The following is a 15,307-nucleotide window of genomic DNA, read 5'->3' as shown; positions in this document are numbered from 1 at the left end:
GGTTTCACGTCCATCTTTTCTACATTTTCATTATAGCATTAATAGGCAAAGTAAAGAAAGCGGTTTCTTATTTTTCCATCACTTTGGTTCTGTGCCACTTTTGAAGACTCCTGTACCAAAATTGTCATATAAGTTTCCTTTAAGCTTGCGAGGTTCAGCCTTGATAATTATATTTGTTATCTCAATTTAACTTTTTTACTTTTAGATATCAAACCATTAGGAACGACAGAGCATAGAAAAAAGCCAGATTGGCTTTTTTAGTTGGAACGTTGATAAACGAGATCTGTTAAACGTTCTGTCAAATAGACAGTAGGTAATTGACTCGTTAAGTCATAATGCGTGTTAATTCGGTGTTCATTGATTCGATAGGTCAGGACAAAATCGCTCAGTTCAGCGATACTCGAATTAATTTTGGGCGTGATACTCGAAATATAAACATCTTTATTTGACCGAAGACTCGTCAGTACTTCAATGATTTCATTAGTTTCACCTGAAATGGATAAAGCAATTACTAAAGTATTGGTTGTATTTTGCAATTTTGAAGCAATCGGATAAGTTACATCGCTAAATGAAAAAGTATTAATGCCCACACCAGCTAATCTTCTAGCTGCATAATCACAGATTAAACCACTTGAGCCAACTCCGGTAAAAATGATATTATCACTTTCAATCACACGTTGCGCTAAATTATCTAAACGCTGTTCAACGTCTCCTGAAAAAATATCTAATGAGAAAGGAATAGCAGTGTTAGAAATTCCTTTTTCTAGCTCTTTTTTATCAATAATATATTCTTTAAAATCCGTATACGAATCATAACCCATTTTATGTATTAAACGCATGACGCTTGAAGTTCCAACATGGGCCTCTAAAGCAATGTCACGGACGCGTAAATAAGGGATTTTATCAACATTATCGCGAAGATAACTGTAGCAAGTCCTTTCTGTATAGGTTAATTTTTGAAAGTCAACATTTCCAAAAAAACTCATTTTCTACTCCTTTCTTACTCAACGATTTTTGTTAGAAAAAAGTTGCGTCTCCGCAACTTTTAATCTTGCTTTTCTAATAAGCTAGGAGCTGTATTATTTGTTTTCAAGTGCTTGAAGGCGTCGTTCTTGACCAACAACTTCTACTGCAAGGTCTTTAAAGGTAATAGCATTCATCAAATGGTCTTGAGCGTGAACCATGTAAAGATTCCAGCCGATTTTTTCTCCTTGTGCCAAACGTGTTAAGAGATCTGTTTGAACATCATGAGCTTCACGAAGTTGTTCACTCGCTTCATTTAATGAGCTTTCTGCTTCTGCAAATTTTCCATCTTTAGCTTGTTGAATGGCTTGGAAGGCTAAACCTTTGGCGTTTCCTCCACTCATGATAATGCCCATTACCACACCCATGTAGTCATCACTTGTTGGATTCTCGTACTTATCAGTCATTTCTTATATTCCGTTTCTGTTTATACTTATTTTTACATAGTAAAAGAGCTTTCGCCCTCCCACAGGTTTAATAAAACAAAGCTTAATTCATCAAATTTTCTGCAGCTGCGAGAACTTTATCCCCACGCATCATTCCGTAATCTTGCATTTTAATCACGTCCATTGGAACGCCAGCAATTTCTGCCTTTTTAGCAACTTCACCTTTCATGAAGGCAACTTGTGGGCCTAAAAGTAAAACGTCTGGTTTTGGTGAACCTGTTCCTGCAAGCATATTATCAATGTCTGCTGTTGATTTTGCGAAAATTTCGTAATCTTTTCCGTTTTCTGCTGCTGCTTTTTGCATTTTTGATACTAAAAGTGATGTTGACATACCGGCTGCACATGCAAGTGCAATAACTTTATCTGCCATAATTATTTCTCCTTATTCTTAACGTTTTATAATTTAACGTTCTTTATAAAAATAATTATAACGTTTTCATTTTCATAATGCAAGCGTTATCTATTTTTTGAAAGTGCTTTACAAAATAATTGAAAAGTCTACTCATCTGCTTTAAATCAGCCTTTTTGAGCTTTTGGACTAATATATTAAAAATCCTACTATCAAATAGTAGGATTTTGAAATATTTGTTTCTTCATTTGGAACAAATTTATCATTTTTTAACAAGATAATCAATTGACTTGTGAGCTAAAATTTCTAAAATAGCGAGTACTGGAAGTTGAGTAGTCAAATTTCCTAAAGGATATTGCTTAGACCATTCATTAACAAGATTATAAGAGAGTTGATGATCAGCGAGTCTAGCAACCGTACAATCTTCATTATTCGTGATTGAAATAATTTTTGCACCACCAGATTTAAATTCTAATTCTTTATTGACAACTTGTTCAGTTTCTCCGGATACGGACATAATCACCGCAACAACATTCCCCATCCCCTGAACTTGAACAGCTTGAAAGGGGTCAGAGATGACAAAACTTCGCAGGCCTGTATTTACAAAATACTTCGTTGCATACTCACTTAATGAACCAGAAGTTCCTAGTCCCAAAAAAACAGTATAATCAGCTTTAGCAATCATTTGAGCAGCATTATTAAGTTTGGCTTGGTAATTATCTGTATTCATTCGACGTAAAAACATGTTAAATTCAAGCATATTATCATAGTGCTGTTCTTCTGGTGTTTTTTCTTTCAATTGATTTTTAAGATAAAATTTTAGGTCAGCCCAACCTTCAAAACCAAGTTTTGTACATAAACGAACAATTGTTGACGTTGACACGTGAACCTGACTTGCCAAATCACGAATGGTCATTTGTTGAACTTCTTCGGGTGATTTTATGATGAAATCAAAAACTAAGGTTTCAAGCTCATTAAGTTTACTAATTTGTTCTGGTAGAAAAATCATTTATTATTCTCCATGTTTAGAATTAATTAGGATAGAATTATCAGCCTCATTGCTAATTATCATATTCGCTGACAAAGTGTCTAACTAAAACATAAATCTACTGACAGAGTTATTTTTATCCCGTTCCAAAGACAAAAGCATAAATTAAACCAAGTACTTCATGACCATAATAATTCGGATAATAAAGCGGATTTGTCACCTCAGTTTTCGCAGCATATCCCTCTACTTTTAGCCCTTGACGGCTTGCTAAATATAAAGCACGATAGAGATGAAAATCATTGGTCACCACCACTGTTTTCCCATGAAAATATTTTTTGGAATAGCTCAAATTCTCTGCGGTATCTGTCGCTTTATTTTCACTGATAATCCTGTCAGCACTAATCGCGTGTGCCATCAAATATTTTTTCATGCTAAAAGCTTCGCTGACAGGTTCGTCAGCTCCTTTAGCTCCTGAAACAATGATTTTTGCTTGTGGATTCTTAGCGGCAAGTAAAAGTGCTGCGTCAAGACGTTCTTGAGTTATTTTTGCCGGTTGCTCGTCAGCATTTATCCGTGAACCTAATACTAAAATCGTATCAATATCTCTGGCTTTATCCGCTGTTCTGTCATTAGACTTACTAAAAATCAATCCTAAACAAACAAGCAAAATCAATAGAATTGCTCCAAGAAAAAAGCTTAAAAATTTGATAAATTTTTTCATCAATTAGAAACTTTGCTTACGAGAATCACGTGTTTTACGGGCATTTTTATTGCGCTCTGCACGACGATTCTTTTTGTTTTCTTCTTCAATTTGCCATTTAATAGCACGTTTATAGCCTGGTTTGACTTTTTTCTTTCCTTTAGCTAAGGCTCCACGAGTAGCAAGTGAAATTTCATCTTGTTTTTTCGTCCGTTTTTCACGACGGTCACGATCATAAGAATCTACAATTTCGCCATCTTTGACAGCCTTAGGTTGGAAAGTTACACCCATTTTTTCGATTTCACGAATGCTTGAATCATCAGAAGGGCTGTAAAGTGTAATCGCTGTACCACGTAATCCATTACGTCCAGAACGTCCAACACGGTGAACAAAGAAAGTCAAGTCTTTTGGAATTTCATCATTGATAATATGTGAAACTCCTTCGATATCAATTCCACGCGCTGCAATATCAGTCGCAACAACATATTGATAATCAAGATTTTTAATTGAATTCATGATACGTTTACGCTCACGTGGTGGCACGTCACCATGAATTTTTGCCACTTTAAGACCATTACTTGTCAAGAAATGATGAATATCATCAACACGTCCTTTTGTATTAGCAAAAATCATTGCCATATAAGGATTGAGTGCCTTAGTCAATTGAAGTAAAAGTTGATTATGTGAACTTCCTTTTGTTGAAACTAACCAGTTTTCAATGGTATCTGAAATGACTGTTTTATTTGCAATTTTTTCCATGACTGGATTATGCAAATATTTTTTCAAGAAAGGTTGCAGTTTTTGAGGAATTGTTGCTGAAAAGACTAGCATTTGCACACGTTTACCAAAGCTTGAAGCAATTTGGTCAACATCTGCCAAAAAGCCCATGTCAAGTGTCATATCCGCCTCATCGACAACAAATGTCCTTGCTGTATGAACAACCAAGGCATTAGACTTAACTAAATCATGGATCCGACCTGGTGTCCCAATAACGATATGTGGCTGTGCTGCTTCTAATTTTTTAATTTGGCGGGCTTTATCTGTTCCACCGACAAAGTTTGAAACGCGAATTTTGTCATTTACTTTCACAAATTCTTGAGCAGCTTTGTAGATTTGTGTCGCTAATTCGCGAGAAGGTGCCGTGATGACTGCTTGCACTTCATCAAGTTCAGGATTAATATTCTGGAAAATTGGCAATAAAAAGGTATGCGTTTTACCAGAACCTGTTTTAGATTCCCCTACCAAATCACGTCCAGAAAGGACAATAGGAATCAATTTTTGTTGCACTTCAGTAGGTTTTTCAAATTTGATATTCTCTAAAGTTTGGTTGATATAATCTTTAAAATTAAAGTCTGTAAATTTCATTTTTTTCTTTCATTTGTTGAGGATCATTCGTTACATTTTAAAAATTAACGAATATCTGTTAAACATTAATTTATCCATGGAAGGGACTTTTTTCTATTATATCAGAAAAAAAACATTTAAGAAACCTGTCCTTCCCCTTGTGACGGACTTATTCTTGGTAAACCGCCTTCATTTCCGAAAGCTGTTTGAGATAGCTGTCAATCAGTGCTTGCGGTTCTTCAATAACTAGATGATTTCCATAAGAACAAAGGTAATGAGTCATATATGTCAGCTCGTCCGCGTGATAAGCACCTACAAGATAAGCAATCCCAGCAATTTCTTCTAGGTGCATATTCGGATAATGGTGCTTGAGATATAACTCCTTTCCAAAATCTGTCAGTCGACAGCGAAAGGGGATGTCATGATAATTTCTCTCATAAGTCTCTTGTATCATTTTTAATTCAGATAGTTTTTTAGTTTGACGCCCATCATCAATGATTTCGACCTCTGACATGTAATCACAGCGATAAGTTCCCCATTTTTCTTGGTTAACATCATAGGCACTACAAATCCACAAGCCATTTCGATAAAATATTTCGTAAATTTGAAGCTCAATTTCTTTTATTTCATACTGTGAATAAGTCATTTTGACAATTTTCTCTGACAAAATCGCTGTCATCAGTAATTTTAAATCAGTCACTTTACTGACAGGCGCAATTCCGTAAAAATTAACTACTGTCAGCATTTTACTGATATATTCTTGCTGACTTTCGGGTAAAGTTGCAGATAATTTTTGCCGAATATGACGGTAAGATTTTTCAAAAGGACTACTTGAAAGTAGTTTTAGGGCATCTAAGGCAAAGAAAATGGCTTCAATTTCATCATTATTAAAATAAACCGGTGTCCATAAGCCTTGATTAATCAACTTATATCCACCATATCTCCCATTTTCGGTATAAAAGGGCAGACCCATCCCTTCTAATTCTTCAACATCTCTTAGGGCTGTTCTTTTGGAAATCTGAAATTCTTCCATCAAATCTTTGAGCTGAAATCCTTCCTTATTTCCTAAAAAAATAAGTTCCTGATTTAATCGTTCTGCCTTTTTCATTAATATTTTCCTTTATTTTAAAGGTGTCTTATTTTGTCACCTTTATGCTTTATAATTATTTTATCAAAAGAAATGAGGAACTATCATTGAAAACTTTATTAATTAACGCTCATCCCGATTTTAATAATTTGAATCACTTTTCCAATCAACTTCAAGAACTATTTTTAGCTAATTACAAGAGTCAATTTTCCGAAGATGATCTGACTATTTTTAATCTTTATGACCTTGATGGCAATTTGCCACGAATTGAGCAAAATCAACTGCTCAAAATTTGGGACAAAAAAGCTGCTGGCGAAAAATTATCTGCTGACGAGCTTAATATTGCCCAGACTTCTGAACGACTATTAAAAGAGTTTAAGGAACATCATCGCCTAGTCATTGTCACACCCTTGCATAATTTTAATATTACTTCACGCCTTAAAGATTACATTGACAATATCCTAATAGCTCGTGAAACCTTCAAATATCTTGATTCCCCTGATGAGAAAGGGAAAGTATCTACCGGATTGATGACTGATGATTACAGAGCGCTTTTACTCTTTGCTAGTGGTTCAGTTTATAGCGAAAATAATTTTTATCAAGACTTAGACTTTGCTCCACAATATCTCAAAATGATTTTTTCAGAAATCATGGGCTTTGATACTTTTGAAATTGTCCGGGCTGAAGGCACCGCCACTTTAGCTAAAAATGAAATTCTTGATAAAGCAAAAGAAAATTTGGACAAAGCTTTAAAAAACTTCTACTAAAAATTACTGACAGCTGACCATGATTGCAGTGTGTGGTCAGATTGTGGCTAAGTAAATTATCAACTCTGCTGATGATTCTATCCACACTTGTATCGATTGAAATAATCAAAGCATCAGATGATCCATAAAAAAGTTACTGACAGAAATTTCTATCAGTAACTTTTCATTTTCTATTCATCATTAATTTTTAACTTTGCTTTTTAAAACCTTATGTTCAAGATGACTTGGCCAGAAACTTGAAGTTTCAAAAAGGTTGGACTCTTCAAAAGCTTCTTCTGAGCTGAACTTATCACCGACTTTATTGGTTTGCAAAATCTTGACAACTTTCACGGCACAAATTGCTAATAATATGGCCACGCAAAGCAAGAAAATTACTGACAGAATTCCTTGAATCATCGTATTTCGCATGGTTGCTTGCGCATTGGTTAATAATAAACCTGTCAATTTTCCTGAATCTACTTGACTTTTCGCTGCTGAATAAGAAGCAAAATACCCAATATTTACATCCGTAGAAAAGATTTTTTGCCAGCTGGCAGCAAAGGTCACACAAACATCCCAGACCAATGGAATGGCAGGAATCCAAACCCATTTGAGGTAACCTTTACGAATAACCATGACGCAGACAATGGCGAGAGCCACAGCTGCAATCAGCTGATTAGAAATCCCAAAGAGCGGATACATGATTTTGATCCCACCGTTGGGGTCAGAAACGCCCATCAAAAGTAAAGCTCCCCAAACACCAACAATGACCGCTGTTGTCACGATTTTACTTGGTAGCCAATCATCATCGCCCAACCGTCCTAATTTTTTGAAGCCTCGAAGCGCATCATTAAGTAAATAACGAGTGGACTTGGTTGCGGCTGAAACGGCTGACAGGATAAAGAGTGCCTCAAACATAATGGCAAAATGATACCAGAAGCCCATCATATTTGTCCCACCAATAACTGGCACCTTATGTAGAATGTTTGACATTGAAACAGCCAGCGTTGGTGCCCCACCAGTCCGTGAAACAATCGATTTTTCGCCAACATCTTTTGCAACTTGCTCAAGTGCTTTTTCGCCAGTCGTTCCTTCCCAATCAATACTGAGTTTTGAGCCATCTGGCATCATCGCAACATTGGGAATAGCCTTAGAAGCATTATATTCGGCACTTTTATCTGCTTGATAACTTGAACCTGCTAGTTTTTGAATACTGGCTTGGGGTGTGTTCATTGAATAATAAATCCCCGGATTAAGAGAAATCGCAGCGACTAAAGCCATAATGGCAACAAATGACTCAAATAACATACCACCATAACCAATCATACGCGTTTGCGATTCTTTGGCAATCAAATGGGGCGTTGTCCCAGAAGACATCATGACATGAAAGCCTGACAAGGCCCCACAGGCAATCGTGACGAATAAAAACGGAAAGAGTGAACCGGCAAAAGCTGGGCCATCTGTATTATGTGCGAAATTTGTCAGAGCTGGAATCGTGACATCAGGACGCACACCAACGACAGCGATTGCTAAAATAGCAATTGTCCCAATTTTCATAAACATTGACAGATAGTCACGTGGCGTAAGTAAAATCCAAGCGGGAATAATCGCCGCAATAAAAGTATAGCCCATGACCCACCATACCAAAGCCGTTGGCGAAAGCATGAAAATATGAGCAAATGAAGATTCTGAAACCCAACGACCACCAAAAATAGCCACTAAAAGTAAAATAAAACCAATTGCTGAAATTTCATTAACATGACCAGGACGGATGTATTTTAGATAAATCCCCATTAGTAAGGCAATTGGAATCGTCATTCCAATCGAAAAGACCGCCCAAGCAGAATTTGCCATTGCCGTCACACAAATCAAAGCTAAAACAGCAAGAACAATCATGGTCATGATAAAAACAATAAATGATGTCAAGCCACCAGCAAATCTACCTACTTCATCATGAGCCATTGCCCCAATTGATTTTGCACGACGACGATGAGAATACCAGAGAACAAGCATATCTTGTACCCCACCAGCAAAAATAACCCCAAAAATAATCCAAATTGTCCCTGGTAAGTAACCCATCTGTGCCGCTAAAACGGGTCCAACCAAAGGCCCAGCTCCAGCGATTGATGCAAAATGGTGTCCGAATAAAACCACTCGATTGGTTGGGTCGAATTCTTTTCCGTCATTATGAGCTTCTGACGGTGTTGCTCGCAAGTCATTAGGACGCATGATTTTGCGTTGAATATATAAAGCATAGAAACGATAACCAATTAAATAAGAACAAACAGCTGCAATAACAAACCAAATCGCATTAATCGTTTCCCCTTGAGCTAGCGCAATTAATGACCAAGCAAGACCACCCAGTAAAGCAACAGCCACCCAAATAATAATTGATAATAAGCTAGGTTTTGGCAGATGTTCTTTCCAGTCTTTCATGGTTTCTTGAAAATTTGCCTGCTTTAAATCCTTGATTCCGACAATTTTTCCTTCTTTATTGCGTAACAAAAACAGCTCTTCTTCATCAGTAAAGTTTGAAGAGTTTCCATCATCTTTCATAATCCTTTATTCCTATACATCTTTTGATGTATTTACCTTTCTTATTTTTTAAAAGCAAAATGTAACCGATTACAATGATATTTTAGCACTATTTAATCAAAAAGATAAGCATTTATGTTTAAAAAAATCTCTTTAAAACATCTTTTTGTAAAATACAAGATGAATTTTACACAGAAAATTCTTTTCATTTTCTAATTCTTCTGTAAAATAAAAAGACTCTCCCAAAAAGGAGAGTCTTTCATTGATTATTTTATTTTGCCTTAGCGTAAAGTTCATTGACTTTATCCCAGTTTACAAGGTTAAAGAATGCTTCAATGTAGTCAGGACGTACATTGTGATATTTAAGGTAGTAAGCATGTTCCCAAACATCAAGTCCCAAAACTGGTGTCAATCCTTCAGAAATTGGATTATCTTGATTTGCAGTTGATACAACTTTCAATTTGCCAGCTTCATCAACAACTAACCAAGCCCAGCCTGAACCAAAACGGCCTGTGGCTGCAGCTTTAAATTCTGTTTTGAAAGTTTCAAAACTACCAAATTCTTTCGCAATTGCATCCCCAATTTCGCCGTCAGCATGGTTTTCAGAACCGTCAGTGTTTGGACGAAGCCAAAGCCAGAATTGACTATGATTCAAATGACCACCACCGTTGTTACGAACAGCTGTACGAATGTCTTCTGGGATTGCTGACAAATCAGTCAATAATTCTTCGAGGCTAAGGTCATCAAGTTCATTGTGTTTTTCAATTGCTGCATTAAGATTATTCACATAAGTTTGATGATGTTTTCCATGATGCAAACGCATTGTTGCTTCATCAAAGAAAGGTTCAAGCGCATTTGGCGCATATGGAAGTTCAGGTAATGTAAATGCCATAGTAATTCTCCTTTTAAGATGTGAATCCATTTTGAAGTCTTAATACTTGGGTATTTTGACCAGATTGAGAATGGGATTCAGTTAGATTATTTTTTAATTCTATTCTCATTATAGTCGTTTTTGAAATCATTGCCAAATGATTTGATTTATAATTTATTTTTTTCTTTGTTGGATAAAATCGAGCATTTTCGCTGAATAAAGTAGATCTACATTGTGGGATTCTGCTATGTTTTTTGAACCTGTCAGAACAAATAATTTATTCAAATCTTGCTTCCATTGCTCAAGAATTTCTTCTACCTTTTCAGGACCTGTTTGCATGAGATTTTTCAAAATAAAACCCGCTGAACTTGCCAAATCGGCACCTAAAATCAAAGATTTAAAAATATCTTGAGCCGAGGAAATTCCCCCAGTAGCAACTAAGCTTTTGGTATTCTCTGCCGTTTTAGCCTCCAGCAGGCTTTCAAGAGTTGAAAAACCAAAATCGTCCAAATCAAAACCATTTTTGCTCCGTTTACGCTCAATCCAAGCAAAATTAGTTCCGCCAGCTCCACCAACATTTATTCCCGAAACAGCTGTTTTAGAAAGTTCTTTAAAGGTCTTTTGGGAAATGCCAAAGCCAACTTCTTTGACAATGACTGGTACTTCTAGTTGACTTGCAATTTCATTAATGTTTTCTAACCAATAAAATTCACGGTCTCCTTCATCCATTGGCAATTCTTGCGCTGTATTGACATGGATTTCTAAAGCATTGGCCTCAATCATCTCTACCGCTCGCTTAGCATTCTCTAAAGAATGTCCAGCTCCAAGATTGGCAAAGAGAAAACCAGAAGAATGAATTTTACGAACCTCTGTAAAGCCTGCGGCTAATTCTGGAAATTTCAGGGCAATGGATTGTGAACCAACTGCCATGGCTAGATGTTGATTTTTCGCAATTTCGGCCAAAGTCTGATTAATTTTATCTGCACGCTCGCCTCCACCAGTCATCGCTTCGATATAAAAAGGAAATTCAAAATCCTGACCAAAAACTTTTGACGAAAGCTCTACTTTTTCAGTTGAAAGTTCTGGTAATGTATTAGGAATGATTCGGACATCAGAAAAAGTCAGGCCCAAAGTTTGATTTCTTTCTTCTTTCCAATATTTGTATGCTAATGATAGGTGTTCGTCTTTACGATGTTGATGGATTTCTTTTTCACTTTTCATCATTTATTTCTCAATTCATTAAGTGTAAAACCTAGTCTTTTAAAAACAGGAAAAGTAAGAAAAATCAGGCTCGTACAGGCTTAAATCTATCTTTGTTTTCTTTTTTAGTTTTTAGCAGGTTAAACTCAGTTATTTTTTTGAGCAATCTTAAACTCTTCAAGATTGATTCCATATTCGGATAATTTTTTTTGAACCTCAGCAATAGCCATTGAATTTTGAGCAAACAAAATAAGGTTCTCCCCAAATCCAGCACCAGAGATTTTAGCGGCAAGCTCTGGATAGCTATTGAGCAAGTTTAATGCAAGAGCTAGTTCTTTAGTCATATAGCCTTCTGGAATATTTTCCAAAAGTAAAAGTTGATTTTCTGATAATTTTTCTTTGAATAAGCTAAAATCTTGAATGTCAATCGCTGTTGCCATTTCGATAACTAACTCATTTGAAGTTTGATAAAATTCATCAGAGAGTTTGATTTTGATTTTTTCAGCAGTTTTGGCTGCTTTTCCTGTTTGAACAACATAGGTTTTCCAAGGAATCTCAAGAGGAAGGATACGGTTATGATTCTGATAGAAAACTGAGCCACCATACATAATAGCCGCAATATCCCCCATTGAACCAGAACCTTGCACTTCAAAATGGGTCTTTGCTGCAATTTCAAACCGTTTTTCAAGGGAAAGTTGTAAATCAAAAAATTGGTTAACCGCATTGACTACGCCACAAACAACTGATGCACTTGAGCCATAGCCTTTTTTATTTTCACCAAAGCCTAAATCACTCCGAATTTCAAGGCATATTTCTACTGACAGCTCAGAAATTTTACTGACAGACTCTTTTTTAGAACTGTCAACAGCTGACAAAGTATTTTTTAAGGCTGTCAGCGCAAAATTCCAAGGACTTTCTTTATCAAATTCAATTTTGGTCAATGAAAATTCAAAATCAGCAAGTCCAACATTTGTTTTGAGAACCGATTTGTCACTCGCTCTTGAAATACTCATTTCAAAATTTGTTTCAATTGTCGTAATGAGGGCAAGATTTCCTTCTTTTGTGACCGCATATTCACCTGCAAAAAAAAGTTTCCCCGGTATCTTTGTCTTAATTTTCTTCTCAGAGATACTCATAAGCGCCTCCAGCACGTGCAATATCAAAAGTTAATTCTGGAAACTCTGCTTTTAACTTGGTCAACAAGATTTTTTCTGTCGCATGGTCAGTAATAATTTTTACATTTGGCCCAGCATCAATGGTCACAAAGGCGAGTAAGCCCGCTTTATAACATTCTTTTGTAAAGTCTACAACACGTTGCGTTTCAGAGGTGAAATAGTCAAATGGTTCAAGACATAGACGGTTTTGTTCATGCATGCCAAGAGCATTATCTTGAGCAATTAGACCCACTTTTTCAATATCAGCTTGGAGGATTGCTTGTTTCATTTCTGCAAGTTGAATTGCTGATTTTTCGACCCAAGCACCATAAGTTGGCGCTGTTTGAGCCAATTGCATTCCTTTTGTTGATGACATTTTTTTCTTTTCGGAAGAAATTTCGGCAACAATCATTGAAAGCCCAATGTCTTTATTGTAAAAAGATTCAGCAAAGGAAGACTGATGATTCTCCCCTTTATTCCAAACAGCAAAATTTCCAAAAATTGAACGAGAAGCGGAACCCGAACCCCGTCTGGCAATCCGTGACATTTCGGAATCATCTTTTTCTAAGTCTAAAAGTCCAAACATAGCAGCTGTAAGTGCAGCAAAACTTGAAGCACTTGACGCTAATCCAGCCGCTGTTGGAACATGATTTTCTGATTGAATCATTACTTTAGGGAAATTTCCATATTGTCCACGCATCATTTCCAAAAATTTGCTGACACGACTGCTATCTTCCATCGCTGAATTTAAGATTAATGAGTCAGACTCATTGTCAGTAAATTCAACCGAGGTTGTTGTATAAAATGGCTCCAAGGTCATTGACAAAGAAGATGTCGTCGGGATATTTAGAGCAATATCCGTTTTTCCCCAATATTTAATCAAGGCGATATTCGTATGCGCCCGTGCAGTAACAATATTTTTCATGAAACTATTATATCAAAAAAACAATTCTTTCTTATCTCTTATCATTCTCAAAGATAATTTTCTGTCTAAAAAATACTTATTTTTATCATAAATCATAATTTAAAAGTCAAAATAGAAACAAAAGCTTGATTTTCAAGAAGAAATTTTATAAAATTGTCAGGTACGTTTTTGTATTCAAAATGTATGATATTGGAAGAAAGTCTATCGAGTATTTTTGCCTCAATCTGACTTAATTTAACCAAAAATATGCTAATTTACAGTTTACATTTATCAAATGACAAACTAATCTAGCAGGAGAATTGTTAAAAATGACTATCAATAAAATGGGGACGGGAATTGCCCATTCCAAACTAATCTTAATTGGAGAACATTCCGTTGTATATGGTCAGCCAGCAATTGCCTTACCTGTAACAATTCTTAAAACTACAGTGACAATTACTTCATCAAAATATGGCCAATACATTGAAAATAATGAATTTCGTCGAAGACTTGATTTAATGGGAGATGAATTTGAAGGAATTCGTCAACTCATCATGCGTTTACTCGCTAAATTTCATTCTTCAAAAATGCCTTTTTCTTTAGAAATTGATTCAAACATTCCTCAAGGACGTGGTTTAGGTGCCTCTGCTTCTTTGGCAACAGCCATCATCAGAGCCTTTTATGATTTCTTTGATGCTGAACTTCCACAAAAAGACTTACTTTTTTATGCCAATTTTTCTGAAAATATTACCCATGGTAAATCTTCTGGAATTGATGTCGCGACAGTTAATTCTGAGCACCCTTTGTGGTTTATTAAAGACAGCACAATTGAACCCTTTGAACTAAATCTTCATGGTTTTATCGTCATTGGCGATACTGGTGTGCATGGCTTTACTAGCCAAGCTATCAATATTGTTCGGGAAAAACTTGTTGAGGAAAATGAAAAAACTCAAAACTCAATTAATGACCTCGGGCAATTAGCCAAAGACTCAAAAGCCTTTTTAATGACCGATAAACTCAAAGAGTTTGGTCACGTCATGAATAAAGCTCATGAAAGACTTTCAGAACTCGGTGTTTCTCACCCCCGGCTAGACAATTTAGTTGATACGGCTCGAAAAAATGGAGCCCTTGGCGCTAAATTGACTGGTTCTGGACTTGGTGGAGTCATGGTTGCACTGGCTGAAAATGAAAAAGATGCGATTCGCATCAGTCAACGCCTCCTAAAAAATGGGGCTAAAAACACGTGGATTTACTCCTTTTAAGATGGTTAATCGCCATCTTTTTTTATAAAGTGACACCTCCAATAATTAATCCTGTCACTTTTATAGTTGATTAATAAAAAAATCGAGATCATATAATCTCGATTTTTTATTTTCCAAATACCAAAAACAACTAATTTCCTGCTATACGATTATATTGTTCCTTAATTCGGTCATCTTCATGACTGATTTTTTCATCTAGTTCACTTTGGAGTTTGCCAATTAATCTTGCAAATTCAATTTTTTCTTCTTCTGTAAAGCTTGTCATAATGCCTGGAACAAGTTCTGTTTGTTCTGCACTTTCTTCCAAAACAGCCTTCCCTTTTTCAGTTAGTGATATGATAAATCCACGCTTATCTTGAGCATCTTTTTGACGTGAAATAAATTGTTTCTTTTCCAATTTTTTTATCATTTCACTAGCAGACTGGGGGCGCATATCCAGTTGAGCTACCAGATTTTTTTGCGTCATCTTACTGTTTTCCATTAGAATATTTAAAATTTGTCCCTGTCCTTGTAATCGAGAATATTCCACTGTTTGTTTTCTTGTGACACTTTTACTCTTTCTCAAATACCAAAAAAGAAGTGTAACATAACGAATAAATCCCTGACTTGTATTTTCTTTTTTCTTTGTCATAGTCTTATTTTATCACATTTTTTAGCATTTATAAAAAATATAATCAGGGTCCCATACTTTTTTCTTG

General features: G+C 35.9%; 15 protein-coding genes. 2 read left to right on the top strand and 13 right to left on the bottom strand.

The features are described 5' to 3' along the window. Positions 1-257: 257 nt before the first annotated feature. The 7 genes from KW2_RS02080 to KW2_RS02050 form a co-directional block, all read right to left on the bottom strand. Positions 258-986 (bottom strand): MurR/RpiR family transcriptional regulator, encoded by a 729-nt coding sequence (locus tag KW2_RS02080; protein WP_021036739.1) that lies wholly within the window; start codon positions 984-986, stop codon positions 258-260. 93 nt (positions 987-1,079) lie between these two features. Further along, positions 1,080-1,430 (bottom strand): PTS lactose/cellobiose transporter subunit IIA, encoded by a 351-nt coding sequence (locus KW2_RS02075; protein ID WP_011675489.1) that lies wholly within the window; start codon positions 1,428-1,430, stop codon positions 1,080-1,082. 82 nt (positions 1,431-1,512) lie between these two features. Continuing rightward, on the bottom strand, positions 1,513-1,839 hold the full coding sequence (locus KW2_RS02070) for a PTS sugar transporter subunit IIB (protein WP_011675488.1): 327 nt from the start codon (positions 1,837-1,839) through the stop codon (positions 1,513-1,515). Between the two features lie 241 nt (positions 1,840-2,080). Beyond that, a complete protein-coding gene (locus KW2_RS02065) occupies positions 2,081-2,827 on the bottom strand; it encodes a MurR/RpiR family transcriptional regulator (RefSeq protein ID WP_011675487.1) in 747 nt (248 codons plus the stop codon). Between the two features lie 115 nt (positions 2,828-2,942). Further along, entirely contained in the window at positions 2,943-3,527 is a 585-nt protein-coding gene (locus KW2_RS02060; RefSeq protein WP_041168563.1) for a YdcF family protein, read from the bottom strand. A gap of 3 nt (positions 3,528-3,530) precedes the next feature. Continuing rightward, the gene (locus tag KW2_RS02055) at positions 3,531-4,871 is read right to left on the bottom strand and encodes a DEAD/DEAH box helicase (protein WP_011834479.1); all 1,341 of its coding nucleotides are present in this window, start codon (positions 4,869-4,871) and stop codon (positions 3,531-3,533) included. Between the two features lie 148 nt (positions 4,872-5,019). Continuing rightward, a complete protein-coding gene (locus KW2_RS02050) occupies positions 5,020-5,958 on the bottom strand; it encodes a helix-turn-helix transcriptional regulator (protein ID WP_021036738.1) in 939 nt (312 codons plus the stop codon). An 86-nt stretch (positions 5,959-6,044) separates the two neighbouring features. Here KW2_RS02050 and KW2_RS02045 point away from each other — a divergent pair, with 86 nt between their 5' ends. Beyond that, the gene (locus tag KW2_RS02045) at positions 6,045-6,704 is read left to right on the top strand and encodes an FMN-dependent NADH-azoreductase (RefSeq protein ID WP_021036737.1); all 660 of its coding nucleotides are present in this window, start codon (positions 6,045-6,047) and stop codon (positions 6,702-6,704) included. 180 nt (positions 6,705-6,884) lie between these two features. Here the strand turns inward: KW2_RS02045 and KW2_RS02040 are convergent, their stop codons facing one another. From KW2_RS02040 to mvaD, 5 genes are all read right to left on the bottom strand, one after another. Continuing rightward, on the bottom strand, positions 6,885-9,239 hold the full coding sequence (locus tag KW2_RS02040; protein WP_011834476.1) for a carbon starvation CstA family protein: 2,355 nt from the start codon (positions 9,237-9,239) through the stop codon (positions 6,885-6,887). Positions 9,240-9,489: 250 nt separating this feature from the next. Next, on the bottom strand, positions 9,490-10,110 hold the full coding sequence (locus KW2_RS02035) for a superoxide dismutase (protein WP_003131560.1): 621 nt from the start codon (positions 10,108-10,110) through the stop codon (positions 9,490-9,492). A 153-nt stretch (positions 10,111-10,263) separates the two neighbouring features. Beyond that, a complete protein-coding gene (gene fni, locus KW2_RS02030) occupies positions 10,264-11,310 on the bottom strand; it encodes a type 2 isopentenyl-diphosphate Delta-isomerase (RefSeq protein WP_041168678.1) in 1,047 nt (348 codons plus the stop codon). A gap of 125 nt (positions 11,311-11,435) precedes the next feature. Next, complete coding sequence (locus tag KW2_RS02025) at positions 11,436-12,425, bottom strand: mevalonate kinase family protein (protein ID WP_021036735.1); 990 nt, start codon at positions 12,423-12,425, stop codon at positions 11,436-11,438. Next, a complete protein-coding gene (mvaD, locus tag KW2_RS02020; protein ID WP_011834473.1) occupies positions 12,412-13,368 on the bottom strand; it encodes a diphosphomevalonate decarboxylase in 957 nt (318 codons plus the stop codon). Before mvaD ends, KW2_RS02025 begins: the two co-directional genes overlap by 14 nt. A 308-nt stretch (positions 13,369-13,676) precedes the next feature. Between mvaD and mvk the strand changes: the two genes are divergently transcribed. After that, on the top strand, positions 13,677-14,609 hold the full coding sequence (gene mvk / locus KW2_RS02015; protein WP_021036734.1) for a mevalonate kinase: 933 nt from the start codon (positions 13,677-13,679) through the stop codon (positions 14,607-14,609). 130 nt (positions 14,610-14,739) lie between these two features. Here mvk and KW2_RS02010 read toward each other — a convergent pair whose 3' ends face one another. Beyond that, the gene (locus KW2_RS02010; protein WP_015082048.1) at positions 14,740-15,240 is read right to left on the bottom strand and encodes a MarR family winged helix-turn-helix transcriptional regulator; all 501 of its coding nucleotides are present in this window, start codon (positions 15,238-15,240) and stop codon (positions 14,740-14,742) included. Positions 15,241-15,307 lie beyond the last annotated feature (67 nt).

The organism is Lactococcus cremoris subsp. cremoris KW2 (genome assembly GCF_000468955.1).
Taxonomy (GTDB): Bacteria; Bacillota; Bacilli; order Lactobacillales; family Streptococcaceae; genus Lactococcus; species Lactococcus cremoris.
The sequence above is the reverse complement of the archived record's forward strand: the minus strand, read 5'-3'. Positions and strand labels throughout refer to the sequence as shown.

Excerpts from the sequence above, each read along its gene's own strand:
- KW2_RS02080 (WP_021036739.1), bottom strand. The coding sequence starts at position 986 with ATGAGTTTTTTTGGAAATGTTGACTTTCAAAAATTAACCTATACAGAA.
- KW2_RS02075 (WP_011675489.1), bottom strand. The coding sequence starts at position 1,430 with ATGACTGATAAGTACGAGAATCCAACAAGTGATGACTACATGGGTGTG.
- KW2_RS02070 (WP_011675488.1), bottom strand. The coding sequence starts at position 1,839 with ATGGCAGATAAAGTTATTGCACTTGCATGTGCAGCCGGTATGTCAACA.
- KW2_RS02065 (WP_011675487.1), bottom strand. The coding sequence starts at position 2,827 with ATGATTTTTCTACCAGAACAAATTAGTAAACTTAATGAGCTTGAAACC.
- KW2_RS02060 (WP_041168563.1), bottom strand. The coding sequence starts at position 3,527 with ATGAAAAAATTTATCAAATTTTTAAGCTTTTTTCTTGGAGCAATTCTA.
- KW2_RS02055 (WP_011834479.1), bottom strand. The coding sequence starts at position 4,871 with ATGAAATTTACAGACTTTAATTTTAAAGATTATATCAACCAAACTTTA.
- KW2_RS02050 (WP_021036738.1), bottom strand. The coding sequence starts at position 5,958 with ATGAAAAAGGCAGAACGATTAAATCAGGAACTTATTTTTTTAGGAAAT.
- KW2_RS02040 (WP_011834476.1), bottom strand. The coding sequence starts at position 9,239 with ATGAAAGATGATGGAAACTCTTCAAACTTTACTGATGAAGAAGAGCTG.
- KW2_RS02035 (WP_003131560.1), bottom strand. The coding sequence starts at position 10,110 with ATGGCATTTACATTACCTGAACTTCCATATGCGCCAAATGCGCTTGAA.
- fni (WP_041168678.1), bottom strand. The coding sequence starts at position 11,310 with ATGAAAAGTGAAAAAGAAATCCATCAACATCGTAAAGACGAACACCTA.
- KW2_RS02025 (WP_021036735.1), bottom strand. The coding sequence starts at position 12,425 with ATGAGTATCTCTGAGAAGAAAATTAAGACAAAGATACCGGGGAAACTT.
- mvaD (WP_011834473.1), bottom strand. The coding sequence starts at position 13,368 with ATGAAAAATATTGTTACTGCACGGGCGCATACGAATATCGCCTTGATT.
- mvk (WP_021036734.1), top strand. The coding sequence starts at position 13,677 with ATGACTATCAATAAAATGGGGACGGGAATTGCCCATTCCAAACTAATC.
- KW2_RS02010 (WP_015082048.1), bottom strand. The coding sequence starts at position 15,240 with ATGACAAAGAAAAAAGAAAATACAAGTCAGGGATTTATTCGTTATGTT.